Raw genomic sequence first — 25,628 nt, 5'->3', positions numbered from 1 at the left:
AACCGTGGCCCAGCCCGACACAATACGAGTCCTCACTTTTGAACCTTCTGCAACACATTGCCCAATCCCGTCACCTGCTACGCAAATCGGAGCTCAAGGTGGCCGATCATGTCCTGCTTGACCCCGCCGCGGTGATGCACAGTTCCATGGCAGACCTGGCCCATCACGTGGGCATCAGCGAGCCAACGATCGTGCGGTTCTGCAGGGCCATTGGGTGTACAGGGTTCCAAGACCTCAAACTCAGGCTGGCGCAGAGCCTGGCGGCCGGCGCCAGCTTCGGCCAATTCGCCATCCACGAAGACGACTCGGTCGAAGACCTTAGCCTCAAGATCTTCGATACCACGCTGCACACGCTGATGGAGGTGCGCGAAAAACTGGACACCGACGCCTTGCAGCGGGCAGTTACCGTCATGGCAAGCGCCCCTCGCGTGATGTTCTATGGTTTTGGTGCTTCCGGCGCTGTGGCGGCAGACGCCCAGCACAAGTTCTTTCGTTTGCTGCTGACCGCGGCTGCCTATTCGGACCCGCACATGCAAGCCATGTCTGCAGTTACCTTGCAGCCGGGTGATGTAGCGGTGTGTATCTCGCAGTCAGGTCGCTCCAAGGACCTGCTGATAACCGCCAACCTGGTGCGTGAAGCAGGGGCGGCCCTCGTGACCCTGTGCCCCAGCCAAACGCCGCTGGCAGAGCTGTCCACGGTGAACCTGGGCATCGATGTGCATGAAGACACTGAAATCTACACGCCCCTTACGTCCCGTATCGCCCACCTGGTGGTGATCGACGTGCTGGCCATGGGGGTTGCCATGGCCCGTGGCCCTACGCTGGTCAACCATCTCAAAAGCGTGAAGCGCAGCCTGCGCAGCCTTCGCCTGTCACCCAAGTCGATCAAGCACCCGGAAGACTGACCTGGCTGTAACCTGGCCGTCACTGGGCTGCCCTTAAAGCGTAACGCGGCCTTGCCATCGTGTAGCTCTCGCACACTTACCGGGAGAGGCAGCATGGCGCGTTCCTATGAAGGATCAGGCAACAGCAAGACTCGCCGTCAGGAAGAAGACGCTCGGCGGATGGCGTTCCGCCGCGCCATTGAAAGCCGTATCGAGGCGCGCAGGTTATTGGCCAGTACGTTCGACTTCCCTGAGCTGTACGCTTGGCAGGCCGGCGTTACGGACACGCGGCAAAGCGTTCAACCACGCTATTGAGTTGTGCGCGGTCCTCTCGAATAAATGCCAGGAACGCCGCCGCTACGGGCGACGGCCTTCTGGCCTTGGCCTGTACAAGGCACCAGCTGCGGCGCAGGGGTAGCTCGGCTACAGGCAATTCGCGCAACAGGCCGGCCCGTAGTTCGCCTACCACGGCGTGCCGGCTGAGCAGTGCCAGCCCAAGGCCGGCCATTACCGCCTCACGCTGGGCCTCGGCTGAGCCCATTTCCAGTGTCTGCTTGAAGTGCACCCGTTTTTCCTTCAAAAAAGCTTCGCAGGCCATGCGTGTTCCTGAACCGGTTTCCCGGACCAGTAACGGCCAGGGCTCCAATGCGCTCAGGCTCAGTTCGTGCACGTCGCATAAGGGGTGATCCGGGGCGGCAATGGCAATGATGTCGTTGGTCAGGAAGGGTAGAAACTCCAAGTCCATGCCTTGGGGTACCAGCGACATGATCAGCAGATCGTCGCGGTTGTCCACAAGGCGGCGCAGGGCTTGTGCGCGATTGACCACACTTAGCGTCAGGCTCACTTCACGGTGCTTGCGCTTGAACGCCGCAAACAGGTGCGGCACAAAGTAGGTAGCACTGGTTTCAACTGCCAGTTTCAATTGGCCCTGAAGCGAACCCTGCAAGTGTGAGAGCTGCATGTCGAAATTGTCGAGCCGGCCAAAAATGTCCCGGCTGGCCGCTTGCAAGGCTTCTGCCGCCTCGGTCAGGTACAGCTTTTTGCCCACATACTCAAACAGTGGCTGCCCCACCACTTCTTCCAACTGCCGGATCTGCAAGCTCACTGCGGGTTGAGTCAGGGCCATCTCCTCAGCGGCGCGGCTAAAGGAGCGCAGGTCACACACCTCGTTGAAGATGCGTAGCTGGCGAAGGGTAAGCCGCATGAGGGAGTGACGCATATCGCTCCAGAGATGCTGGGGAAACGCTGACTATAAGCTTTTGCTTATGCCTGGCCCAACAAACTCTGATTATTATTTATCTATCCCTGGGGTTAGGGTGAACAGGTGCCTGGCAACGCGTTACAAGGCACCGTACGTTGCCGCCTAATGGACGAGGGAAACCAGCGTGATAAGAAAAATCCTCATCGCCAACCGAGGCGAGATCGCGGTTCGTATTGTTCGGGCGTGTGCTGAAATGGGCATTCGCTCGGTAGCCGTCTACTCGGACGCCGATCGCCATGCCTTGCATGTAAAGCGCGCGGACGAAGCCCATAACATCGGCGCCGAGCCACTGGCGGGCTACCTGAACCCACGCAAGCTGGTCAACCTGGCAGTAGAAACCGGGTGTGATGCCTTGCATCCAGGCTACGGTTTTCTATCGGAAAACGCAGAGCTGGCAGATATCTGTGCGCAACGAGGCATCAAGTTCATTGGCCCTTCGGCCGACGTCATTCGCCGTATGGGCGACAAGACGGAGGCCCGACGCACCATGATGGCAGCCGGTGTGCCAGTCACGCCAGGCACCGAGGGCAACGTGGCAGACATTGCCGAAGCGCTTCGCGAGGGTGATCGCATCGGCTACCCGGTGATGCTCAAGGCCACCTCAGGTGGCGGCGGGCGTGGCATTCGCCGCTGCAATAGCCGTGAAGAGCTGGAGCAGGCCTTTCCCCGGGTGATCTCTGAAGCTACCAAGGCCTTCGGTTCTGCCGAAGTGTTCCTGGAGAAGTGCATCGTCAACCCCAAGCACATCGAAGCGCAGGTGCTAGGAGACAGCAGCGGCAACGTGGTGCACCTGTTCGAGCGGGATTGCTCCATTCAGCGGCGTAATCAGAAGCTGATCGAAATCGCACCCAGCCCCCAGCTTACGCCTGAACAGCGGGCGTATATCGGTGACCTGGCCGTACGCGCCGCCAAAGCCGTCCACTACGAAAATGCCGGTACCGTAGAGTTTCTGCTTGCCGAGGGCGAAGTGTATTTCATGGAAATGAATACCCGCGTGCAGGTGGAACACACCATTACCGAAGAAATCACCGGCCTTGATATTGTTCGCGAGCAGATCCGCATCGCCTCGGGTTTGCCCTTGTCGGTCAAGCAGGAAGACATTCAACATCGCGGCTATGCGTTGCAGTTCCGCATCAACGCCGAAGACCCGAAAAACAACTTCCTTCCCAGCTTTGGCAAGATCACGCGCTACTACGCGCCAGGCGGCCCTGGGGTGCGAACCGATACCGCCATCTACACCGGCTATACCATTCCACCGTTCTACGACTCCATGTGCCTGAAACTGGTGGTGTGGGCGCTTACATGGGAAGAGGCCCTGGACCGCGGCCTACGTGCCTTGGATGACATGCGGGTTCAAGGGGTGAAAACCACGGCGGCGTATTACCAGGAGATCCTGCGTAACGCTGAGTTCCGGAGCGGGGAGTTCAACACCAGCTTTGTGGAAAGCCACCCCGAACTTACCCAGTACTCGATCAAGCGCAAGCCCGAAGAACTGGCGCTTGCCATCGCCGCCGCCATTGCCGCCCACGCCGGGCTCTGAACAGCCGCTGCAAGCGGCGAGCCCCAAGTGAAGGCACAAAGGCGTTCACTTGTAGCTTACGGCTTGAAGCTTGGCGCTAGAAAGGAACTGTGAACATGCCCAAGAAGATCTTCGTCACCGATACCGTACTGCGCGATGCCCATCAATCCCTGCTTGCGACCCGTATGCGTACCGAGGACATGCTGCCCATCTGCGACAAGCTGGACAAGGTGGGTTACTGGTCACTGGAAGTCTGGGGTGGTGCCACCTTCGATGCCTGCGTGCGCTTCCTCAAGGAGGACCCTTGGGAGCGCCTGCGTCAGCTGCGCGCGGCGCTGCCAAACACCCGCCTGCAGATGCTACTGCGCGGCCAGAACCTGCTGGGCTATCGGCACTACAGCGACGACGTGGTACAGGCGTTCGTGGCGCGTGCGGCCGCCAATGGTATCGACGTGTTCCGTATCTTCGACGCCATGAATGACATCCGTAACCTGCAGGTAGCGATCGAGGCGGTGAAGGTGGCCGGCAAGCATGCGCAGGGCACCCTGGCCTACACCACGAGCCCTGTGCACACCGTGCAGGCGTTCGTCGAGCAGGCCAAACAGATGGAAGCCATGGGCTGTGACTCTATCGCAATCAAGGATATGGCCGGCCTGTTGACCCCTTATGCCACAGGTGAACTGGTCAAGGCGTTGAAGGCCGAGCAAAGCCTGCCCGTATTCATTCACTCTCACGACACCGCTGGCCTGGCTGCCATGTGCCAGTTGAAAGCGGTGGAAAACGGTGCCGATCACATTGATACCGCTATTTCCAGCCTGGCGTGGGGCACCAGCCACCCAGGCACAGAATCCATGGTCGCCGCGCTCAAGGGTACGGAATACGACACAGGGCTGGACCTGGAGCTACTCCAGGACATTGGCCTTTACTTCTACGCCGTACGCAAGAAGTACCACCAGTTCGAGAGCGAATTCACTGCTGTGGATACCCGTGTACAGGTGAACCAGGTGCCGGGCGGCATGATTTCCAACCTGGCCAACCAGCTCAAGGAGCAGGGCGCCCTCAACCGCATGAACGAAGTGCTGGCCGAGATTCCGCGCGTGCGCGAAGACCTGGGCTATCCGCCGCTGGTCACCCCTACGTCACAGATTGTAGGAACCCAGGCCTTCTTCAACGTGCTGGCAGGCGAACGCTACAAGACCATCACCAACGAAGTGAAGCTCTACTTGCAGGGTGGCTATGGCAAGGCGCCGGGAACAGTAAGCGAGCAACTGCGCCGCCAAGCCATTGGGAGCGAAGAGGTTATCGATGTTCGCCCGGCCGACCTGCTTAAACCTGAAATGAACAAGCTGCGCGCCGACATTGGTCCCGTGGCCCACAATGAAGAAGATGTGTTGACTTTTGCCATGTTCCCGGACATTGGTCGCAAGTTTCTCGAAGAACGCAATGCAGGCACGCTCAAGCCTGAAGTTTTGCTGCCTGTACCAGAAGCCGGTGCGGTGACGTCTGGCAAAGGTGAAGGTGTGCCTACTGAATTTGTGATCGACGTTCACGGGGAAACCTACCGCGTGGACATTACCGGGGTAGGTGTAAAGGCCGAGGGCAAACGCCACTTCTACCTCAGCATTGATGGCATGCCGGAAGAGGTCGTATTCGAACCGCTGAATGAGTTCGTAGGCGGCGGAGTAGGCAAGCGCAAGCAGGCCAGCGCACCAGGAGACGTTAGTACGACCATGCCCGGCAATATCGTCGAAGTGTTGGTCAAGGAGGGCGATCAGGTCCACGCGGGCCAGGCCGTTCTGATTACCGAGGCCATGAAGATGGAGACTGAAATTCAGGCACCCGTGGCAGGCACAGTGAGCATCATCCATGTGGCCAAAGGTGACCGCGTGACACCTGGCGAAGTACTGATTGAAATCGAAGGGTAGTTAAAGGTTTTCCTCAGGGGCTTCGGCCCCTTTTTTGTGTGCAAGGCTTACAGCACACAGGCGGCCAACTGGTATACGCTGCTCCCCCTTTACAGGCGCCGCCCTTGGGGCCTGTATTCGGGGTTACATCATGACCTACCGACATTTGCGTCTGGCCCTCATTCTGATCGTGGTGTTCGTTGGCACCTTGATCAGTGCTTCGCTCGCCATGCGCCATGCCTCCCGAGATGCCTTGCTCGAAGATTCGAGGCTGTCCGAACAGCGCTTGAACCTGTACGCCAATAACCTGGGCACCTTGATCGAACGCTATCGTGCGTTGCCAGCCGTGCTGGCACTGGACCCGGAGCTCGTGGATGCCTTGCGCCGGCCAGCCAGCGCCCAGCGGCAGCAGGAACTCAACATCAAGCTGGAGCAGATCAACAATGCGGCTCAGTCCTCGACGCTGGAGCTGCTTGATCGCAACGGTTGGGCCGTAGCAGCCAGCAACTGGCGCACACCTTACAGCTACGTGGGGCATAACTATGCGTTTCGGCCGTATTTCCTGCAGACACGCACTCAAGGGACAGGTCGCTTCTACGCGGTAGGCGTCACCAGCGGTGTGCCAGGGTATTTCCTGTCTAGCGCCATTACCGATGACAGCGGCCAGTTTCTAGGCGCCGTGGTCGTGAAGCTGGAGTTTCCACAGGTGGAACACCAATGGCAGCAGGACAGTGACCTGCTGATGGTCAGCGATTCACGCGGCGTAGTGTTCCTGGCCAGTAACCCGCGCTGGCGCTATCACTTGCTGCAACCCTTGAGCGAAGCCGATCGTCAGGCGCTGGCACAGACGCGTCAATACCACCGGCAATCTCTGGAGCCGCTTGGGTTGACCTCTGTGCAAACCCTGGCGGCCAATAGCCGGCTGGCACAGCTTGAAGATGAAACCTACCTGTGGAAATCGATGCCGCTGCCAAGCGAAGGCTGGACCCTGCACCTGCTGCGCCCACGCCAAGAGGACTACGACAGCCAGCGCAACGCGGCGCTGGGGGCTGCAAGTGCCTGGCTGTGTGTCATCTTTGGGCTGCTGTTCGGCTATCAACGCCTGCGCCTGGCCCGTCTACGACGTAACACCCAGCGCGAGCTGGAACGCCTCGTGGATGAACGTACCCGAGACCTGCTCACGGCCCAAGAGGGCCTCATACAATCGACCAAGCTGGCGGCCTTGGGCCAGATGTCTGCAACGCTGGCCCACGAAATCAACCAACCATTGACCACGCAGCGCATGCAACTGGCCAGCTTGCGTTTGCTTCTGGATCACGGTCGGCTGGAGGAGGCCAGGGCAGCTCTGCTACCTTTCGAACAAATGCTGCAGCGCATGAACGCGCTGACGCAGCACCTTAAAACATTCGCCCGCAAAAGCCCCAAAGGGCTGCGCGAACGCCTGGACCTGGCGTTAGTGATCGATCAGGCCCTGCAGCTGCTCAATGCTCGGCTTACTCAGGAAGCTGTGGAGGTGGTGGTGGACCTGCCTCGTCCCGCGTGGGTCTTAGGCGATCCCATACGCTTGGAGCAGGTATTGATCAATTTGCTACGCAATGCAATCGATGCCATGGCTGGCCAACCCTTAAAGCGGCTAACCCTTACCCTGCACGCGCAACCTTCGCAGTGGCGCCTTACGGTAGAGGATACGGGGCAAGGCATTACACAGGAGGATCTGGTGCATTTGTTCGAGCCTTTTTTCACCACTAAGCCAGCGGGTGAAGGGCTGGGGCTGGGGTTAGCCGTATCCGCTTCCATCGTGCAGGATCATCAAGGCCGCCTGGAGGCTGAAAACCTGTCACCCGGAGCCCGTTTTACCCTTTATCTGCCGCTCGCCCAGGAGGTATGCCCGTCATGAGCCTTGACCTACCCATTCTGGTCGTCGACGACGAAGCCAGCATCCGTGCGTCCATCGAGCAGTTCCTCACCCTCTCAGGCCTCAAGGTACACACGTTCGACCGTGCCGAAGCTTGCCTGGCGGCAGCGCTGCACATACCGGCCGGGGCCATTGTGAGTGATGTGCGCATGCCTGGGCTCGATGGCCTTGGGCTGCTGGCACAAGCCCAGCGGCAAGACCCTGGGTTGCCAGTCATTCTGCTTACGGGGCATGGCGATGTACCCATGGCGGTGTCTGCCCTGCGTGACGGTGCCTACGACTTCATTGAAAAGCCCTTCGACCCTGAAGCCCTTTTGCATGCCCTGCACCGCGCGCTTGAAAAGCGCCGGCTGGTATTGGAAAACCGTCAGTTGCATCAGCAGGTCGGGCAACAGGCTGAGCTTCAAGCACGGTTGTTAGGGGCAGGGCAGGCCATGGTTCGGCTGCGCGATCAGTTGCTGAACATGGCAGGGCTGCCCGTAAACGTGCTGATTCGAGGCGAAACCGGAAGCGGCAAGGAACTGGTTGCCCAGTGCCTTCACGACTTCAGCCCGCGGGCCAAAGGGCCTTTCGTAGCACTCAACTGTGCCGCGATTCCTGAAACTCTGTTTGAAGCCGAGCTGTTCGGGCATGAGAGCGGAGCCTTTACCGGGGCCCAGGGTAAACGTGTAGGTAAGCTGGAATATGCCAACGGCGGTACGCTCTTTCTCGATGAAATAGAAAGCCTGCCCCTGGCCCAGCAGGCCAAATTGTTGCGTGTTCTGCAAGAGCGCAAGCTGGAGCCGTTGGGGGGCAACCGCAGTGTTGAGGTGGACCTGCGCATTGTGGCGGCCACCAAGCCCGATTTGCTGGCCCTGGCGCGCGATGGTTTGTTCAGGGAGGACCTGGCCTACCGGTTGAATGTGGCGGAGCTGCATGTTCCCCCGTTACGTCAGCGTCGTGAGGATATCGCACTGCTGTTCGAGCACTTTGCTCGTCAAGCCGCCGTTCGGGTAGGCCGTGAGCCACCCTTGTTGCCGCATTCAGCGCTGGCCGAGCTACTGGGGCATAGTTGGCCAGGTAATGTGCGAGAGTTGGCCAATGCTGCCGAGCGGCACGCGCTGGGGCTCGGTAACGCTGCGCCTGCGGCTCAGGAGTCGTCCTTGGCCGAGCAGGTGGAGCAGTTCGAAGCACAATGCCTGCGCAGTGCCTTGGCGCGTCACAAGGGAGACATCAAAGCCGTGATGGAACAGCTGCAAATGCCTCGCCGAACCCTTAACGAAAAAATGCAGCGCCATGGTTTGGTGCGTGAAAGCTTCCTTAACTGATCGGCAAAAATCCGCCTATTACAATGCGCCTTCGAGCGGTTTTCCGCTTACCAGCTTGCCCTTCGCCCTTTAAATAGGGCGTTTGAAGGCTGGCATGGCCTATGCAGAAGAGTCTGTGTCCGCGCCCGTACCGGTGTGTAACAACAATAAGAGACTCCATGCGATGAATACGATTGCCTCATCCGCAGGTGCCACCAGCGCAGCTGCTCCCAAAACCCCCAGCTCTCGGCTCAAGTCCATTTTCAGTGGCTCGGTGGGTAACCTGGTCGAGTGGTACGACTGGTACACCTACGCTGCATTTTCGCTGTATTTCTCCTCCGTGTTTTTCCCCAAGGGAGATTCCACTGCCCAGCTGCTCAACACGGCTGCTATTTTTGCCGTGGGCTTCCTTATGCGCCCCATTGGCGGCTGGATGATGGGCGTGTATGCCGACCGCAAGGGCCGCAAGGCGGCGTTGCTGGCCTCGGTACTGTTGATGTGCTTCGGCTCGCTGATCATCGCGCTTACGCCTGGTTATGACACCATCGGTGTAGCCGCCCCCGTACTGCTGGTAGTCGCCAGGCTGCTGCAAGGCTTGTCCGTAGGAGGAGAGTACGGTACGTCCGCGACCTATCTGAGCGAAATGGCCAGCCAGCGTAACCGTGGGTTCTGGTCCAGCTTCCAGTACGTCACGCTTATTTCTGGCCAGCTCATTGCTTTGGCTGTGCTGATTGTCCTGCAGCAAACGCTGACTGAAGAGCAATTGCATGCCTGGGGCTGGCGTGTACCGTTCGTGATCGGCGCCATGTGTGCAGTCGCAGCGCTGTACCTGCGCCGTGGCATGGAAGAAACCGCATCGTTCAAGGCCACTGCTACCAAGGAGAAAAAGGAAAGCGCCTTCCGTGCGCTGATGCGTCATCCGCGGGAATTGGCAACCGTTGTAGGCCTTACCATGGGCGGTACGCTGGCGTTCTACACCTACACCACGTACATGCAGAAATACCTGGTGAACAGCGTTGGCATGACCAAGGCGGACTCCACCCTGATCTCTGCCGCTACCCTGTTCCTGTTCATGTGCCTGCAGCCAGTGGTAGGAGCTTTGTCTGACCGCGTTGGCCGCCGGCCTATCCTTATTGCCTTCGGCATATTGGGTACCCTGTGCACCTACCCCATTCTCAATACGCTGAATACTGTCAGCACGCTGTGGGGTGCCTTCTGGCTAATCATGGCAGCACTGGTGATCGTGAGTGGCTATACCTCGATCAACGCTGTAGTGAAAGCAGAGCTGTTCCCTGCAGAAGTACGGGCCCTAGGCGTTGGCCTGCCGTATGCCTTGACCGTATCGATCTTCGGCGGTACCGCTGAGCTGGTGGCCTTGCAATTCAAGCAAGCAGGCATGGAAAGCGGTTACTACTGGTATGTAACGGCCTGTATCTTCATCTCGCTGCTGGTGTATGTGTTCATGAAGGACACTCGCCACCATTCGCGTATCGAAACCGACTGAGCCTAGGTATCGGCCAGCGCCTGCCGGGCGCTGGCCTCTGGTTTGGGCGCCTTCATTAAAGCCCCCGCAATGCCTCCAGCGTTTTCACCTGCTTTCCATCCTTGAAGTTTTCTGGCGCCAGCCAGGCTTCAAACCCTTCTTTGACGGCTGGCCACTGGGAATCCAACAGTGAGAACCAAGCCGTATCGCGGTTGTGGTTCTTGACCACCATGTGCTGGCGGAATACACCCTCGGGCGTGAAGCCAAAGCGAGCTGCGGCACGGCGAGAGCGCTCATTGCGGTTGTCACATTTCCATTCAACACGGCGATAGCCTGCGTCGAACACCTGTTGAGCCAGCAAGTAAATGGCTTCAGTGCCCTTGGGTGTGCGCTGCATCGGGGCGCCGAAGGCCACATGGCCAATCTCAATACGGCCGTGCGCCGGCACGATGGACATCAGGCTCAGTACGCCCTCGGCTTTGCCTGTTTGCTTGTCGACCACACAGAACCCAAGCGGATCGTTGCTGATGGCATAGCTGTCCAGCCAGATATCGAACAGTTCCCGGTCATTGAAAGGGCCGTAAGGCAGAAAATCCCAGAACAGAGGATCTGCGCCTGGGCCTACCAGAACATCCCACAAGTCTTCGCTGTGGCGCGCGGGCACCAGTTTTTCCAGCCGGATGTAGGTCCCTTCTGTGGTCTCAGCGACGGGGGCCTTTACCGGCTTCCAGATCATTGCGGGGCTTACCATAACGGCTCCTAGAGGGCTTTGCGAAATTGAATGAAACCCGGTTGCTCTGCAATCTGCTCATACAGCGCAATAGCGGTGGTGTTGGTTTCGTGGGTCAGCCAATGGACCTTCGTACAGCCGGCGGTTCTGGCCTGGGCATACACGTATTCGATCAGTTGACGACCAATGCCACCGCCACGCTGGCTTTTGTCCACGATTAGATCCTGCAGGTAACAGGAGTTCTCTACGGTCCAGCAGGAACGGTGAAAGATCCAGTGCACCAAGCCTACGGCCTGCCCATCCTGCCAGGCGAGGGCAGCGTTGATGGGTTCATGGGCGTTCAGAATACGCTGCCACGTGGTCGCCGAAACAGCGTCTGGAATGTTTACCTCATAGAACTGCTGGTAGGCCTTCCAAAGTGCATGCCAGAAAGGCTGATCCTTCGCTTGCACAGGCCGGATGTCAATGGTGCTCATAGGGGAATACCTCCTGATAAGTGCACTTGAGTGCCGAAGGCCATCGCTGCAGCCAGCGCCTGGTCTGTGGCATGACGACTAGCGGCCAGCTGCTGGGCCACCCCTTGCTGGTCTGCCACGCTGCGGTTCTGGCTGAGCTTGCGTTTGCCTTCGAGCCGATCGACAGTGATGGAAAACCCAACAATGGCCTTGAGCATGTTCTGGATATAGGCCTGCGGCGCATCGCTGATTGCCCAGGGTTCAGCGCTGTGGCGTTCATGGCGTTGGGTCAACTGCTTGACCAGCGCATAAAGGCGCTCAGGGTCATGAAAGACTTCTGGGGTTCCTTGGGCTTGCACGGACACATAGTTCCAAGTGGGTACCACACTCGGGTTGTCGATTTTGCTGGGATAAAAGCCTGGGCTGACATACGCCTCTGGCCCACTGAACACCACCAGCGCAGGTGTACCTTGGGCAAGGTGCTTCCACTGTAAGTTGGCCTTGGCCAAGTGGCCATGAAGCAGCGTGCGCTCGCCTTCGTGGGTCAACAGCAAAGGTACATGGTTGGCCAGCAGGCCTTCATCGCTCTGTGTCACTAACAAGGCAAGGCCGCAGGTCTGGATGATCTGGTAAAGGGTTTCCGGGTCGGATTCACGAAAGGCGTTAGGTAGGTACATGGCAGGCCCTCACTATGGATAGGCTATGCTATGAGCGGAATTGGCCTACCGTAAGGTCCATTAATGGCTATGTTCATGGGGCCAATCAAGGGAGCGAATGTTGGATTTTGACCCATGCGGCTTCATCCTGGCCCCAGGCCGTGGCCTGGTACACCAACGCTATGAGCAGCTGCGTGACCTTGTACTTGACGGCCGATTACCAGCCGGTGCGCGCCTGCCTGCCAGCAGGGCACTGGCACGCTCCCTAGGGGTGTCTCGCAATACCGTGATAAATGCGTATGAGCAGCTGCTGGTAGAGGGCTTTACAGAGGCTAAGGTGGGGGCAGGGACCTATGTTGCTAGGCCCTCGTCTACAGCGACTGAAAGTACTGGCATTTCAGATTCATCCACAAACTTGTCCACAGGTTTTGGAGGGGGGTTGTACACAGGTTTACCCACAGATAGGCCTGTATTTTCATCCAGTACGCCTGTTGACACGCCCGCCTTCAGGCAAGCACTGACACGGCCCATTCCTCTGCCTGAATCTGGCATCCCGCACGCATTTTAGGTAGGCATACCTGCCTTCGACCTCTTTCCTTTCGACGTGTGGGGCAAGCTCTATAGCACTTTCTGGCGAAAGCCTGACCTTGCCTTACTGAGTTATCAACAGGCTGCAGGTGATGCCAGCCTTCGCGAAAGAATAGCGGCTTATCTACGTACTTCTCGCGGCTTGGTGTGCAGCGCTGATCAGATAGTAGTCACCTGCGGGGCGCAACAGGCTATTAGCCTTTGTGCACAGCTGCTGTTGCAGCCGGGTGACCGTGCCGCTGTGGAAAACCCAGGCTACCGCGCTGCCGGCCATGCATTGGCAAGCGCAGGCGCTGAAGTGGTGGGTATTGGCGTGGACGAGGATGGGTTGCGTTGTGATGAGTTGATGCACACGGCAACATGCAAAGTGGCCTACGTGACACCGGCACATCAGTATCCCACAGGCGTGACTCTGAGCCTGGCACGTCGGCTACAGCTGCTGGACTGGGCACGGCAAACAGGTGCCTGGATCATTGAAGATGATTATGACGGTGAGTATCGCTACAGCGGTGCCCCCTTGGCCCCGCTTGCTGCCCTGGACCCTAATGGTCGAGTGCTCTACATCGGCACCTTTGGCAAGGTGGCGTTCCCTGCTCTACGGCTTGGCTACCTTGTATTGCCACAGGTGCTGGCGCCCGCGTTCGCTCAGCGCCGGGCTATCGATATGCGGCACTCCGAGGTGGCCAGCCAATGGGTAATGGCGCAATTCATGGCGCGCGGGCATTTCCAACGGCATATCCGGCGAATGCGAAAAGCAGCGCTGCGCCGCAGGGATACCTTGCTGGCTGCACGTCAAAGTCGCAGTTGATACCTTGGCAAGAGAAACAGAGTTGGTCAGGCTGGCCCATCAGGCTGGTGTGCAAATTCAGCCCCTGAGCCATTATTGGCTGCCCAATACGGCAGAGCCTGCGGGCAAGTGCAGCGGGCTGGTCCTAGGGTTTGCTGGCGTGGAGGAGGCGGCCATCGCTGCCGCTGTCGAGCGGCTGCGAGTGGCCTGGGGGCTGGAGGCGTGCAAGGTTTGAGCCTTGCAGGTCTTTGCAGGTGGAGGGGAGGTGCCTAACGCGTGCCTGACAGCTCACCGCACAGGTCTACGCCCAGCAAACGTGCTACGTCATCGGTCTCCAGGCCAATACCCAACAACCCGTGAAGCTTGCCCAAGGCGGCTTCGCGTGTCATACCGCCGCCGGCAACCACGCCCGCGTCACGCAAACGGCTACCGGCTTCGTACACATCGAATACCACGCCCCCTTGCTGGCATTGGGTCACGGCAACCACCACCACGCCCTCAGCGCGAACCTGACGCAAGGCTGCCAGGAAAGCAGGGTTGTCGCCCGGGCCAGTGCCACTGCCATAGCACTCCAGCACCAGCCCTTGAACGCCCGACTGGGCCAACGCTACCAGCCAGGCAGGATCGAAGCCTGGCACCAAGGGCAGGGCAGCGACCTTGGCCAACACCTTGGGTTGCTGGTAATGCAGTTGCGAAGGCAGTGGCGCTATGGCAACGGGGGCTTGGTCCCGCATGAGCGGGGCAAAAGCGCCGCGCCCACTGCTACGTACCTTGGCGCAGCGGGTAGGCAGCATCAGCTGGCCGTGGAAGTACAGCCATACCCCCGCAAGCACGCCTTGGGACAGTGCAGCCAGGGTACCTTCAACGTTTTCCCAGGCGTCGCTGTCTGGCACGCCGGCGGGCAGCATACTGCCGGTGAAAACCACCGGTACCGGCAGGCCAATCAGCTGAAAGCTCAGTGCTGCCGCGCTATAGGCCAAGGTGTCAGTGCCGTGCAGTACCATGACGGCGTCACAGCCCTCCACATCCACAGCCCGCACAATAGCTGTACGCAACTGCTGCCAGTAAGCCGGCTCCATATTGGCGCTGTCGATCAGCGGCTGCATTTCTTCGAATGACCAGGCTGCGGTATGCAACCCGGTTTCTGCCAGCCTGCTTTGCATTCGCTGCTCAAAGCCGCCAGCGGGGACCAGGCCACTGGCGCTGGCGGCCATGCCAATGGTACCGCCGGTGTACAGCACTCTGATATGGCGCGCGGGCTGGGCGAGGGGCATAGGTCAGCTCCGGTCAACAGTGTGTGAATCGGCCTTGGGTGGCCAGGCGCGCGCATCCAGGTCCAGGTCGGCATATTGGGCCGGGTCGAACACGGGGGTTTTAACGCCGGCAGCCCGCTGGTCGTCATAGTCACGCAACAGGCGCAAGCCCACCTTGAACAGCAGGAACAAGGCCGTAAGGTTCACCAGCGCCAATAGGGTCATGGTGAGGTCGGCAAAAGCAAACACCGTTTCCAGGTTTTCGATCGCGCCCCACACCACCAATGCCAGCACGATCACACGGTAGGCGATAATGGTTTTCTTGCCACCGCCCAGGAAACGCAGGTTGTTCTCGCCAAGGTAATAGTTGTAGAGCATGGACGTGAATACGAACAGCGCCAGTGCAACGCTGATGAACACCTTGCCCCAGGGGCCGACGACCGCAGCGAGCGAATCCTGTGCCAGCACAATACCGTTGCCGTCGAAGCTGGTGCCGTATACACCTGACAGGAGGATCAGCAAGGCCGTGCAGGTACAGATCACGAAGGTGTCCAGAAACACGCTGAATGCCTGTACTACGCCTTGGGCTACCGGGTGGCGCACTTCCGCCACGGCTGCCACGTTGGGCGCGCTGCCCAGGCCCGCTTCGTTGGCAAATACGCCACGCTTCACACCCAGCACAATGGCACTGCCCACCAGGCCACCGAACACCGGGTCAAGGCCCAGTGCGCTTTTCACGATAGTGGCAAGCATCATTGGCACGTGGTCGAACTGCAGCACGATCACATACAGGGTAACGGCGATGTAGGCCAGGGTTTTGACGGGCACCAGCAGGTCAGCCACCTTGGCGATACGCTTGATGCCACCGATGAAGACCAACGCCATCAGCACAGCCAGGGCCAGGCCGGAGTACTTCACATCAAAGCCGAAGGCATCGTTCAACGAGGTAGTGACCGCGTGGGATTGCAGCCCATTGAAGGCAAAGCCGAAGGTCAGCAGCAACAGCGCCGCCATGACCATACCCAGCCAGCGCTTGCCTAGGCCGTGCTGGATATAGAACGAAGGGCCACCGCGGTATTGGCCATCGTCGTCGCAGCGCTTGTACAGCTGTGCCAACGAACATTCGAAGAAGCTGCTGGCCATGCCGACCAGAGCTGTGACCCACATCCAGAATACAGCGCCCGGGCCACCTAAGGTTACGGCAACGCCTACACCGGCAATGTTACCGGCGCCTACCCGGCCTGCGAGGCTGAGCATCAGGGCCTGAAAAGAGCTGAGCTGGCTGGAGCTGCTACGCAGGCTGTCCGCGAACACGCTGAACATGTGGGGAAAATGGCGAAGCTGGACGAAGCGCGAGCGCAACGTGAAGTAGCCGCCCAGCCCAACGATCAGCACGATCAGCACTTTGCCGGACAGGAAGTCGTTCAGGACTCCAAGCATATTGTTTCCTCGTGTTGGTAGCGGGCAGCGTTTCCACTGGCACCGACAAAAGTGGCGCACTATACCCGCGAATCGCGCCATCGTCTGCCCAGCCTTGGTGCATGCGTAGGTCAGATAACTGCTTATTTCGCCGAACGGTCCTAAAATGAGGCAAAAAAAGAGCCCCGTAAGGGGCTCGCAAAGGAGAGGGGTGTCTAGGCCCTCAACCTGGTGAGGCAGGTGTGTCTTCAGGCTTTGAGCGGTACCAGCCGAGGCGCGATCATGTTTTCCGGGCGCAGGATGTCAGCCAGCATGGCATCGTCCAGCAGGGCTTCCTCACGCACCAGTTCCAGTACCCCACGGCCGGTTTCCAAGGCAACACGGGCGATGCGGGTGGCGTTCTCATAACCGATATAAGGGTTAAGGGCAGTGACCAGGCCGATAGAATGTTCAACCAGTTCCCGGCAGCGTTGTTCGTTAGCCGTGATACCCACTACGCAATGCTCGCGAAGCATGTCCATGGCGCGTTGAAGGGTGCGGATGGAGTCGAAGATTTTGTAGGCAATCAAGGGCTCCATCACGTTGAGCTGCAACTGACCGCCCTCGGCGGCGATGGTCAAGGCCAGGTCGTTGCCCATGATCTCGAAGGCGACCATGTTCACGGCTTCTGGAATCACCGGGTTCACCTTGCCAGGCATGATGGAGCTGCCAGGTTGGCGGGCGGGCAGGTTGATCTCGTTGATGCCGGTACGTGGGCCACTGGACAGCAGGCGCAGATCGTTGCAGATCTTGGACAGTTTTACGGCAGTACGCTTGAGCATGCCGGAGAACAGTACGAAAGCACCCATGTCCGAGGTGGCTTCGATCAAGTCGGCTGCTGGCACCAGGGGCTGGCCGCTGATGAGGGCCAGGCGGGCGACGGCTGCATGCTGATAGCGCGGGTCGGCGTTGATGCCAGTACCGATGGCCGTGCCGCCCAGGTTCACTTCAGTCAGCAGCTCTGGCGCCAGCGTACGCAGCCGTTGAAGGTCTTCGCCCAAGGTGGTGGCGAAGGCGCGGAATTCCTGGCCCAAGGTCATGGGTACGGCATCCTGCAATTGCGTACGGCCCATTTTCAGCACATGGGCAAACTCGTCCCCTTTGGCCGCAAAGGCCTGGATCAGGCTGTCCAGGCTAGCCAGCAGGGCGTCATGGCCGAGCAGCAGACCTAGGCGGATGGCTGTAGGGTAGGCGTCGTTAGTGGACTGCGCCATGTTCACGTCATTGTTAGGGTGCAGGTACTGGTACTCACCCTTTTGCTTGCCCATGGCCTCCAAGCCGATGTTGGCGATCACTTCGTTGGCATTCATGTTGGTGGACGTACCGGCACCGCCCTGGATCATGTCCACAACGAACTGGTCATGGAAATCGCCACGGATGATTCGCGCACAGGCTTCGCTGATTGCCGCGTGCTTGCTGGCGCTAAGGTGGCCCAGTTCGCGGTTGGCATCGGCGGCAGCCTGTTTGACCATTGCCAGGGCGACCACCAGCTTGGGGTAGTGCGCCAGGGGAACGCCAGACAGCCGAAAGTTGTTCACGGCGCGAAGGGTCTGGATGCCGAAATAGGCATCTGCAGGGACTTCAAGGGTGCCGAGAAGGTCTTTTTCGATACGCGAAGATGCAGCGGAGGACATGATAGCGATCAGCTCTGAATGAACCCGGTAAACACCGGAATGCTGCTAATACTGCGCTTTAAGGCAATAATGCGGCCAATGCCGTTGCGCGCTGGCCCATGCACAAACGGCATAACAGTAGGTGTGACGAATGGTCGCCCCGAAGCGTATGGCGCCGGAAGGAAGTTGCCTGACATGAACCTCGAAACGAAATGGCTCGAAGACCTCACCGCACTGGCTGCCACCCGAAGCTTTTCCCAAGCGGCGGAACGGCGTTTTGTCACGCAACCTGCATTCAGCCGTCGTATTCGCAGCCTTGAAGCCGCTTTAGGGTTAACCCTGGTCAACCGCGCCAAGACGCCGGTGGAATTGACCGAGGCCGGGCAGCTTTTTCTCATCACCGCGCGCAATGTGGTGGATCAGGTAGGGGAGGTATTGCGTCATTTACATCATTTGGAAGGCGGCTCAGGTGAAGTGGTGCAGGTAGCGGCTGCCCACTCGCTTGCCTTAGGGTTTTTCCCAGGCTGGATTGCAAAGCTGCGCAACGAAGGCATGCCTATGGCAACACGGTTGGTGGCCACCAACGTGGGCGACGCCATTCATGCGCTGAGGGAAGGCGGGTGCGACATTATGTTGGCCTTCTACGACCCGGAAGCCACGCTTCAGATGGACCCTGAAATCTTCCCTTCACTGCACTTGGGTGCTACAGAAATGCTGCCTGTCTGTTCGGTGGACGAGCAAGGCCACCCACTGCACAACCTGGATAGCGGCGGCACCTTGCCCCTGCTTGCCTACAGTGCAGGGGCGTTCCTGGGCCGTTCGGTCAATGCCTTGCTGCGCCAGCGTGCCTTGCGCTACACCACTGTGTACGAAACAGCCATGGCCGATAGCCTCAAGGCAATGGCCCTCCAAGGCCTGGGCGTCGCCTGGGTACCTCGGTTGAACGTGACGGCAGAGCTCAAGCGCGGTGAGCTGGTGATATGCGGTGGGCCACAGTGGCATGTACCGCTTGAAATAAGGCTGTACCGCTGTTCGCTGGTACGCAAGGCCAGTGTGCGCCTGCTGTGGCGCAAGCTTGAAGCGCCGTTGGCCTGAAGCAGGGGGCCACGTGTGCGCATTTTAAAGGGGCTATAGGGTATACTGCGCGGCCTTCGGCCGGTGAGTGACCTGGCCTGCGAACCCAAGCCAAGCCACGCGTATGCCGCGTGGCTTGTTATTTTCCGACGCGCCACGGGCGCCCGAAATGAAAGAGGCTCGACGATGAGTGCACTGGTTGGCGTGATCATGGGCTCCAAGTCCGATTGGTCCACCCTTAGCCACACCGCCGATATGCTGGACAAGCTCGGCATCGCCTACGAGGTGAAAGTCGTCTCCGCGCATCGCACCCCGGATCTGCTGTTCCAGTACGCAGCCGAGGCCGAAGACCGTGGCCTGGAGGTCATCATTGCTGGCGCTGGTGGCGCGGCGCATCTGCCTGGCATGTGTGCTGCCAAGACACACTTGCCAGTGCTGGGCGTACCAGTGCAGTCGTCGATGCTCTCAGGTGTGGACTCGCTGCTGTCCATCGTTCAAATGCCTGCTGGCATTCCAGTCGCTACTCTGGCCATTGGCAAGGCCGGCGCCATTAACGCTGCCTTGCTGGCTGCCAGTATCCTGGGCGGCAAGTACCCCCAGTTCCACGACGCGCTGGTGCGTTTCCGCACCGAACAAACCACTACGGTGCTGGACAACCCGGACCCTCGCGAGGCCTGAGCATGAAAATCGGTGTTATCGGTGGTGGCCAGCTTGGCCGGATGCTTGCCTTGGCAGGTACGCCCCTGGGCATGCGCTTTGCTTTTCTGGACCCGGCGGCCGATGCGTGCGCGGCAGGCCTGGGTGAGCATGTACAAGCGGATTACTCAAGCGAAACCCATTTGCGTCAACTGGCAGACAGCGTAGACCTGGTGACCTTCGAGTTCGAAAGCGTGCCGGCGGAAACCGTCGATTTTCTTTCGCAATTCGTACCGGTGTATCCCAGTGCACAGGCCCTGCGAATCGCACGTGACCGCTGGTTCGAAAAAAGCCTGTTCCGCGAACTGGGCATTCCTACACCTGAGTTTGCCGATATTCAGTCTCAGGCCGACCTGGAAGCTGCCGTGGCCAACATTGGCCTGCCAGCAGTGCTGAAAACCCGTACGCTGGGTTACGACGGCAAGGGCCAGAAGGTGCTGCGCAGCGCCACCGACGTGGCAGGTACCTTTGCCGAGCTGGGCAGCGTGCCCTGCCTGCTGGAAGGGTTCGTACCGTTTACGGGTGAAGTTTCGCTGGTGGCGGTACGTGCACGTGACGGTGAAACCCGTTTCTACCCGTTGGTGCACAACACCCACGACGCTGGCATTCTCAAGCTGTCCGTAGCCAGCGATGAGCATCCACTCCAGGCCTTGGCCGAGGACTACGTAGGCCGTGTGCTGAATGCACTGGACTACGTAGGGGTGCTGGCCTTCGAATTCTTCGAAGTGGGCGGTGGGCTGAAGGCCAACGAGATCGCACCTCGGGTACACAACTCCGGCCACTGGACCATCGAGGGCGCGGAGTGCAGCCAGTTCGAAAATCACCTGCGTGCCATTGCCGGGTTGCCACTGGGGTCCACTGCCAAGGTAGGTGAAAGCGCAATGCTCAACTTTATTGGCGAAGTCCCTCCGGTTGAGCAGGCCGTTGCGATTCAAGGCTGCCATCTGCATCACTATGGCAAGGCGTTCAAACCGGGCCGTAAAGTAGGGCATGCAACGGTTCGTACCGCCGATGCCTCTGCACTTCAGGCCGGCATTGCCAAGGTGCAGGCCCTGATTGGCAACTGATACACACCGAGGCGGAACCTCCGCAAAGCCCAGCCCTCTCATTGCAAGGCGCCGGTAGCCCTGCTACTGGCCTTGTTCTTGAGAAAAGGGGCTTAATCCATGGGTATCATCGGCACTATCGTAATCGGCTTCATCGTTGGCCTGCTGGCACGTTTCCTCAAGCCTGGCGATGACAGCATGGGCTGGATCATGACCATCCTGCTCGGCATCGGTGGTTCGCTGGCGGCAACCTACGGTGGCCAGGCACTGGGCATCTACCGTGCAGGTGAAGGCGCAGGCTTCCTTGGCGCACTGGTGGGCGCGATCGTTCTGCTGGTGATCTACGGCATGATCAAAAAGGATTAACACCCTTTCCGAATCCGGGGGCTAGAATCTGGCCCCCTGCTTCCGGATGCTTCCGCCATGCGCGCTGCTCTACTTGCCTGCCTGTTGTCCTTTTGCACCCTGGCCTGGGGTGAACCGCCGGAAACCGACTGGCTGGCCTTGATGCCGAAGTCGGACCAGAAGGCGCTGGAGGACATGCCTGAAATCGACCATAACACTCCGGAAGCCGATGGCGCTTTCACTGCAAAAGGCGGATTGAAGAACCCCAAGGGGCTGCCGGCGGTGATGTACTCCACCAAGACAGTACCTGCCCTCAATGGCAAGACCATTCGCATCGGTGGCTACCCTGTGCCGTTGGAAACCGATAGCAAGGGACGAAGCACCCTGTTCTTTCTGGTGCCATACCCAGGTGCCTGCATTCACGTTCCGCCGCCACCGCCCAACCAGCTTATCCTCATCCGCTACCCTAAAGGGCTTAAGCTGAGCGATATCTATACGCCCCTGTGGGCCATTGGCACGCTCAAAGTAGAGACGGTAAACAACGACCTTGCTGATGCTGCATACGCGATGGATGCCAGCAAGGTCCGTGTTGTGGAAGAAAAGGACCTGTAGGAGCCTGCGTAGCGGGCGAACTCGGCTAGCCGCCGTACCGCGTCATCCCAGGTTCCCGGCCTCGGCCTTGTGGAGGCAGAAGCCCGAAACGGTTACAACGCCTCGCTGGAAATGGTTACGGCCAGCGTATGAGACTCGCCAGGGCCGAGGGTTTTGGCGTCGGCCAGCACATTGGCGGTTTCGATGCAGAACATACGTTGCCAGCCATTGTTATCCATATCGGGCAGTGCGGCAGCCCGTTCGATCCAGGGGTTCCAGATGACAGCACTGGCCGAGCCTTGGGTGTCGATAAGAATGCGACGCTTCCATTCGCTGTCGGCAATGCTAAGGCGCGCAGGGGTGTCGAGGTAAACGCGATCTGTTTCACCCGTGACTTCCAAACGCCCTTCCTGGGTACGCTGCTCCCAGTCTTCCAGCGTTTCGATGTACTCCAGCCCTGCTACCTCCTCAACAGCCACCTGGCGCACATCGCTTACGGCGAAATACGTATGCAAGGCCTGGCTGAGGTGCAGTGGCTCCACCCCTAGGTTGAGCGTAGTCAAGGAAAGGCTCAGGGTTTCATCCAGTACGATCCGGAGTTCCAGGCGGGCGGCATGGGGCCATCCTGGTAACTGGCCGTCGGCTTCGGGGAGGGTGAACACCAGGGTGACTTTCTGGCCTTCAACGTGGGAATCTACCGCCCACTTGAGCGTACGCACCAAGCCATGGGACGGTGCGGCGTCTGTGCCTTCGCGCATGCCCTGAATAGCCTGCGGGTTACGCGCCAGGTTGCCGAACCATGGCCAGCACACAGGCACGCCCGCGCGGATGGCCTTACCTTGCTTGAACTCGGCATGGTCGTTGAGCCAGATCAGTGGTTGTTCGCCCGTACGCGTGTAACTCAGTACCTGTGCGCCTTGCTCGGCCACCAGCAGCTCCGCGTGGTCGGTCTTTACCTGCCAGATGTCCAGTTCGCCCTGTTTGAGCTTTTCCAGCGTAGGGGTCGACATATCGCTTCCTCGATACCTGATGAGAGTGTGGCGTTGACCTCGGGCACTCTCACAAGTTTAACGCCTGGGCGGAACACTGCGCGTGCGGCCGCTGCCATCGATGGCCACGAAGACAAACACCGCCTCGGTCACCTTGCGCCATTCGCTGGAAAGGGGGTCATCACTCCACACTTCTACCATCATCTGGATAGAGCTGCGCCCGATTTCCAGGGTCTGGGTGTAGAAGGACAATTGCGCCCCCACTGGCACCGGCACCAGAAACGCCATGCGGTCAATGGACACGGTCGCTACACGGCCACCTGCTACCTTGCTGGCCATAGCAGTGCCTGCCAGGTCCATCTGGGACACCAGCCAGCCACCAAAGATATCGCCAAAGCCATTGGTTTCCCTGGGCAAGGCCGTAATTTGCAAGGCGAGGTCGCCTTGGGGAATAGGATCTTCTTGTTCGAGTTCAATCATGCCGGGGGGCCTCGGACCCATCACTTCGAAATGATCACGCAGTAATCAGTTATAGCTATTGGGACCAGTATATAGAGCGATGTGCCCGTACATAACCGTTCAATCACAGATATATGTGCAGGGTAAAGCAATTTGCTATCTTCCCCCGGCCGGTACTTGTGTTCCGGCGCAGCCTGCTGCCGAATGCGATCAACAAGAGAATGCACCTCATGAGCACCGCGCCTTCCAGCGCCGCGCTGTCTACGCGCCCGCTGAACCGTAATGATTACAAGACATTGTCGCTATCGGCCCTCGGGGGCGCGCTGGAATTCTACGACTTCGTCATCTTTGTATTCTTCGCTGTTGTCGTCAGCCAACTGTTCTTCCCACCCGACATGCCGGAGTGGCTCAAAGGCATGCAGTCTTTCGGCATTTTTGCTGCTGGCTACTTGGCCCGCCCACTGGGTGGCATCGTAATGGCTCACTTCGGCGACCTGCTGGGCCGCAAGAAAATGTTCACCTTGAGCATCTTCATGATGGCCTTGCCTACCCTGTGCATGGGGTTATTGCCCACTTATGCGCAAATCGGCTTTGCCGCGCCGGTATTGCTTCTGGTACTTCGAGTGATTCAGGGTGCTGCTATCGGGGGTGAAGTGCCAGGTGCCTGGGTATTTGTGTCTGAGCATGTGCCGGGCCGTAACATCGGCTATGCCTGCGGCACGCTGACCTGTGGCCTCACCAGCGGCATTCTGTTGGGGTCGTTGGTAGCCACGCTGATCAACAGCCTGTTTGCACCCGAAGAAGTCATCGCTTACGCATGGCGAATCCCGTTCGTGCTGGGCGGCGTGTTCGGGCTGTTCTCGGTGTATTTGCGCCGCTGGCTGCATGAAACGCCAATCTTTGCTGAGATGCAGCAACGCAAGGCGTTGGCCGATCAAATGCCGCTCAATACCGTATTGCGTAACCACCGCGGGGCGGTAGTGCTGTCCATGTTGCTCACGTGGATGCTATCGGCAGGGATTGTGGTGGTCATTCTCATGACCCCTACGTTGCTGCAAAAGGTATATGGCTTCCCTGCCAAGGTCTCGTTGCAGGCCAACAGCCTGGCAATCGTGCTGCTCAGCCTGGGCTGCATCATGGCAGGTAGCCTGGCGGACCGCTTCGGTGCAGGCAGGGTGTTCACGCTAGGTAGCCTGGCGCTGGGGATAAGTTCCTGGACCTTCTACCACAGCCTGCAAGCGCACCCGGACTGGCTCTTTCCGCTGTACGCTGTCACGGGCTTGTGCGTTGGGGTGATCGGCGCCGTACCTTACGTAATGGTTAAAGCCTTTCCACCTGCGGTTCGATTCACCGGCCTGTCATTTTCCTACAACGTGGCCTATGCCATCTTCGGTGGGCTTACGCCATTGGCCGTGACCTGGCTGATGAAAAGCAACCCTATGGGCGCCGCTTGGTACGTGGCTGGGTTGTGTGTACTGGGCTTTTGCGTAGGCCTTGCACTAATGGCTCGCCGGCAGTGAGGGAAACTGGCCGCTTGCAGCCCGCTGCCTGGAGCACGCCATGACCTTCCTGCGACGATGGGCGGCCTGTGCGCTGGTAGCCTGGCAGGTGACTGCTCAGGGGGCTGATGTACCCCGTGTGGTTACCCTGCCTGAAGCCAACCCTGCCTTGCCGCACTATGAAAAGGCCGCTGGGGTGGCCGGAAGCCTTACCAGTGTAGGTTCAGACACGCTCGCCAACCTGATGGCTTTCTGGGCCGAGGCGTTTGGGCATATTTATCCCAACGTGACTATTCAGGTCCAGGCCGCCGGCTCTTCTACGGCGCCACCGGCGCTTGTCCAAGGCACAGCCAACCTGGCGCCTATGAGCCGCAAGATGAAAGATGTGGAGCTGCAGGCCTTCGAACAGAAGTATGGCTATAAGCCTACCGCTGTCGCTGTGGCCATTGATGCGCTCGCGATCTTCGTGCACAAGGACAACCCCATCAAAGGCCTGACGATGGCGCAGCTGGATGCGATTTTCTCGGCTACGCGTTTGTGCGGTGCCACAGCCGGTGCCAGGTACTGGAAGGACTTGGGCGACACTGGCAGCTTGGCCAGCCAGCCCCTGCAGCTGTTCGGCCGCAACTCGGCGTCGGGTACGTACGGTTATTTCAAGGAACAGGCTTTATGCAAAGGCGATTTCAAGGCCAACGTAAATGAGCAGCCTGGGTCGGCCTCTGTGGTGCAGGCCATCAGCGGCTCGCTCAACGGTATTGGCTATTCAGGGTTCGGTTACAAAACCGCCAGTGTGCGCAGTGTGCCGCTTGCCCGCAGTGAAGGCGGGCCTTTTATCCAAGACACCGAGGCCAACGCCGTAAACGGCAGTTACCCCCTAGCGCGTTACCTCTATGTCTATGTGAACAAGGTGCCTAACCAGCCCTTGGCGCCCCTGGAAGCAGAGTTCCTGAAGTTCATCTTGTCGCAGGGCGGCCAGCAGCTGGTGGCAAGGGACGGCTATATTCCACTTCCTGCCGCGTCAGTAGGCCGAGTGCTTAACGATATCGGGCTAGGGGCAGCCTCCTTGGGTTCTTCGAACTGATCGAATCGGAGCTGATACATGGCAGCAAGCAACAGGGAAAGTTGTCATGTTTCTGT

At 59.2% G+C, this 25,628-nt stretch carries 23 protein-coding genes and 1 pseudogene; 15 read left to right on the top strand and 9 right to left on the bottom strand.

The features are described from left to right. The first annotated feature begins 38 nt into the window (after positions 1-38). Both hexR and HBH25_RS08710 read left to right on the top strand, forming a co-directional pair. A complete protein-coding gene (gene hexR / locus HBH25_RS08715; RefSeq protein ID WP_168083496.1) occupies positions 39-905 on the top strand; it encodes a transcriptional regulator HexR in 867 nt (288 codons plus the stop codon). Positions 906-998: 93 nt separating this feature from the next. Continuing rightward, entirely contained in the window at positions 999-1,199 is a 201-nt protein-coding gene (locus HBH25_RS08710; RefSeq protein WP_168083495.1) for a PA3496 family putative envelope integrity protein, read from the top strand. On the opposite strand, the gene HBH25_RS08705 is transcribed toward HBH25_RS08710, so the two are convergent. Further along, entirely contained in the window at positions 1,162-2,103 is a 942-nt protein-coding gene (locus HBH25_RS08705; protein ID WP_168083494.1) for a LysR family transcriptional regulator, read from the bottom strand. The genes HBH25_RS08710 and HBH25_RS08705 overlap by 38 nt on opposite strands. Positions 2,104-2,269: 166 nt before the next feature. On the opposite strand from HBH25_RS08705, the gene HBH25_RS08700 reads away from it, so the two are divergent. The 5 genes from HBH25_RS08700 to HBH25_RS08680 all read left to right on the top strand — a co-directional run bounded on the left by HBH25_RS08700 (position 2,270) and on the right by HBH25_RS08680 (position 10,273). Continuing rightward, on the top strand, positions 2,270-3,685 hold the full coding sequence (locus HBH25_RS08700) for an acetyl-CoA carboxylase biotin carboxylase subunit (protein WP_168083493.1): 1,416 nt from the start codon (positions 2,270-2,272) through the stop codon (positions 3,683-3,685). A 95-nt stretch (positions 3,686-3,780) separates the two neighbouring features. Then, complete coding sequence (gene oadA / locus HBH25_RS08695; protein ID WP_168083492.1) at positions 3,781-5,589, top strand: sodium-extruding oxaloacetate decarboxylase subunit alpha; 1,809 nt, start codon at positions 3,781-3,783, stop codon at positions 5,587-5,589. Positions 5,590-5,719: 130 nt separating this feature from the next. After that, the gene (locus HBH25_RS08690; RefSeq protein WP_168083491.1) at positions 5,720-7,465 is read left to right on the top strand and encodes a sensor histidine kinase; all 1,746 of its coding nucleotides are present in this window, start codon (positions 5,720-5,722) and stop codon (positions 7,463-7,465) included. Then, entirely contained in the window at positions 7,462-8,790 is a 1,329-nt protein-coding gene (locus HBH25_RS08685; protein WP_168083490.1) for a sigma-54-dependent transcriptional regulator, read from the top strand. The genes HBH25_RS08690 and HBH25_RS08685 overlap by 4 nt, the downstream gene beginning before the upstream one ends. A gap of 163 nt (positions 8,791-8,953) precedes the next feature. Beyond that, positions 8,954-10,273, top strand: coding sequence for an MFS transporter (locus HBH25_RS08680; protein WP_168083489.1), 1,320 nt, complete (start codon positions 8,954-8,956; stop codon positions 10,271-10,273). A 55-nt stretch (positions 10,274-10,328) separates the two neighbouring features. Here the strand turns inward: HBH25_RS08680 and HBH25_RS08675 are convergent, their stop codons facing one another. Genes HBH25_RS08675 through HBH25_RS08665 form a run of 3 tightly spaced genes read right to left on the bottom strand, consistent with a single transcriptional unit; the run spans position 10,329 to position 12,114 of the window. Then, positions 10,329-11,003, bottom strand: a complete 675-nt coding sequence (locus tag HBH25_RS08675; RefSeq protein WP_168083488.1) for a GNAT family N-acetyltransferase — start codon at positions 11,001-11,003, stop codon at positions 10,329-10,331. A gap of 8 nt (positions 11,004-11,011) precedes the next feature. Next, positions 11,012-11,458 (bottom strand): GNAT family N-acetyltransferase, encoded by a 447-nt coding sequence (locus tag HBH25_RS08670; protein ID WP_168083487.1) that lies wholly within the window; start codon positions 11,456-11,458, stop codon positions 11,012-11,014. Beyond that, positions 11,455-12,114, bottom strand: a complete 660-nt coding sequence (locus HBH25_RS08665) for an FMN-binding negative transcriptional regulator (RefSeq protein ID WP_168083486.1) — start codon at positions 12,112-12,114, stop codon at positions 11,455-11,457. Before HBH25_RS08665 ends, HBH25_RS08670 begins: the two co-directional genes overlap by 4 nt. A gap of 97 nt (positions 12,115-12,211) precedes the next feature. Here HBH25_RS08665 and pdxR point away from each other — a divergent pair. Further along, positions 12,212-13,703: pseudogene (gene pdxR, locus HBH25_RS08660) on the top strand (MocR-like pyridoxine biosynthesis transcription factor PdxR). 34 nt (positions 13,704-13,737) lie between these two features. Here pdxR and HBH25_RS08655 read toward each other — a convergent pair. From HBH25_RS08655 to HBH25_RS08645, 3 genes are all read right to left on the bottom strand, one after another. Then, the gene (locus tag HBH25_RS08655) at positions 13,738-14,742 is read right to left on the bottom strand and encodes an asparaginase (protein WP_168083485.1); all 1,005 of its coding nucleotides are present in this window, start codon (positions 14,740-14,742) and stop codon (positions 13,738-13,740) included. Between the two features lie 3 nt (positions 14,743-14,745). Beyond that, complete coding sequence (locus HBH25_RS08650; RefSeq protein WP_168083484.1) at positions 14,746-16,161, bottom strand: alanine/glycine:cation symporter family protein; 1,416 nt, start codon at positions 16,159-16,161, stop codon at positions 14,746-14,748. 227 nt (positions 16,162-16,388) lie between these two features. Next, complete coding sequence (locus tag HBH25_RS08645) at positions 16,389-17,813, bottom strand: aspartate ammonia-lyase (protein WP_168083483.1); 1,425 nt, start codon at positions 17,811-17,813, stop codon at positions 16,389-16,391. Positions 17,814-17,987: 174 nt separating this feature from the next. Between HBH25_RS08645 and HBH25_RS08640 the strand changes: the two genes are divergently transcribed. From HBH25_RS08640 to HBH25_RS08620, 5 genes are all read left to right on the top strand, one after another. Beyond that, positions 17,988-18,887: a LysR substrate-binding domain-containing protein gene (locus HBH25_RS08640; RefSeq protein WP_168083482.1), complete on the top strand. Its 900-nt coding sequence runs from the start codon at positions 17,988-17,990 to the stop codon at positions 18,885-18,887. Positions 18,888-19,052: 165 nt separating this feature from the next. Then, a complete protein-coding gene (purE, locus tag HBH25_RS08635; RefSeq protein ID WP_168083481.1) occupies positions 19,053-19,544 on the top strand; it encodes a 5-(carboxyamino)imidazole ribonucleotide mutase in 492 nt (163 codons plus the stop codon). 2 nt (positions 19,545-19,546) lie between these two features. Beyond that, on the top strand, positions 19,547-20,629 hold the full coding sequence (locus tag HBH25_RS08630; RefSeq protein WP_168083480.1) for a 5-(carboxyamino)imidazole ribonucleotide synthase: 1,083 nt from the start codon (positions 19,547-19,549) through the stop codon (positions 20,627-20,629). A gap of 99 nt (positions 20,630-20,728) precedes the next feature. Next, on the top strand, positions 20,729-20,974 hold the full coding sequence (locus HBH25_RS08625) for a GlsB/YeaQ/YmgE family stress response membrane protein (protein ID WP_168083479.1): 246 nt from the start codon (positions 20,729-20,731) through the stop codon (positions 20,972-20,974). Between the two features lie 57 nt (positions 20,975-21,031). Then, on the top strand, positions 21,032-21,565 hold the full coding sequence (locus tag HBH25_RS08620; RefSeq protein WP_168083478.1) for a DUF3299 domain-containing protein: 534 nt from the start codon (positions 21,032-21,034) through the stop codon (positions 21,563-21,565). A gap of 92 nt (positions 21,566-21,657) precedes the next feature. Here HBH25_RS08620 and HBH25_RS08615 read toward each other — a convergent pair whose 3' ends face one another. Together HBH25_RS08615 and HBH25_RS08610 are read right to left on the bottom strand one after the other, a co-directional pair. Continuing rightward, positions 21,658-22,554 (bottom strand): D-hexose-6-phosphate mutarotase, encoded by an 897-nt coding sequence (locus HBH25_RS08615; protein WP_168083477.1) that lies wholly within the window; start codon positions 22,552-22,554, stop codon positions 21,658-21,660. A gap of 57 nt (positions 22,555-22,611) precedes the next feature. Then, positions 22,612-23,013: an acyl-CoA thioesterase gene (locus tag HBH25_RS08610; RefSeq protein ID WP_168083476.1), complete on the bottom strand. Its 402-nt coding sequence runs from the start codon at positions 23,011-23,013 to the stop codon at positions 22,612-22,614. Between the two features lie 209 nt (positions 23,014-23,222). On the opposite strand from HBH25_RS08610, the gene HBH25_RS08605 reads away from it, so the two are divergent. Together HBH25_RS08605 and HBH25_RS08600 are read left to right on the top strand one after the other, a co-directional pair. Further along, on the top strand, positions 23,223-24,512 hold the full coding sequence (locus HBH25_RS08605) for an MFS transporter (protein WP_168083475.1): 1,290 nt from the start codon (positions 23,223-23,225) through the stop codon (positions 24,510-24,512). Positions 24,513-24,552: 40 nt separating this feature from the next. Then, on the top strand, positions 24,553-25,572 hold the full coding sequence (locus tag HBH25_RS08600) for a PstS family phosphate ABC transporter substrate-binding protein (RefSeq protein WP_168083474.1): 1,020 nt from the start codon (positions 24,553-24,555) through the stop codon (positions 25,570-25,572). The last annotated feature ends 56 nt before the right edge of the window (positions 25,573-25,628 follow it).

Origin of the sequence: Pseudomonas quercus (assembly GCF_012033695.1) — a bacterium.
Lineage (GTDB): Bacteria > Pseudomonadota > Gammaproteobacteria > Pseudomonadales > Pseudomonadaceae > Aquipseudomonas > Aquipseudomonas quercus.
Note: the sequence above shows the minus strand (reverse complement) of the source record. Positions and strands in the feature narration are given on the sequence as shown.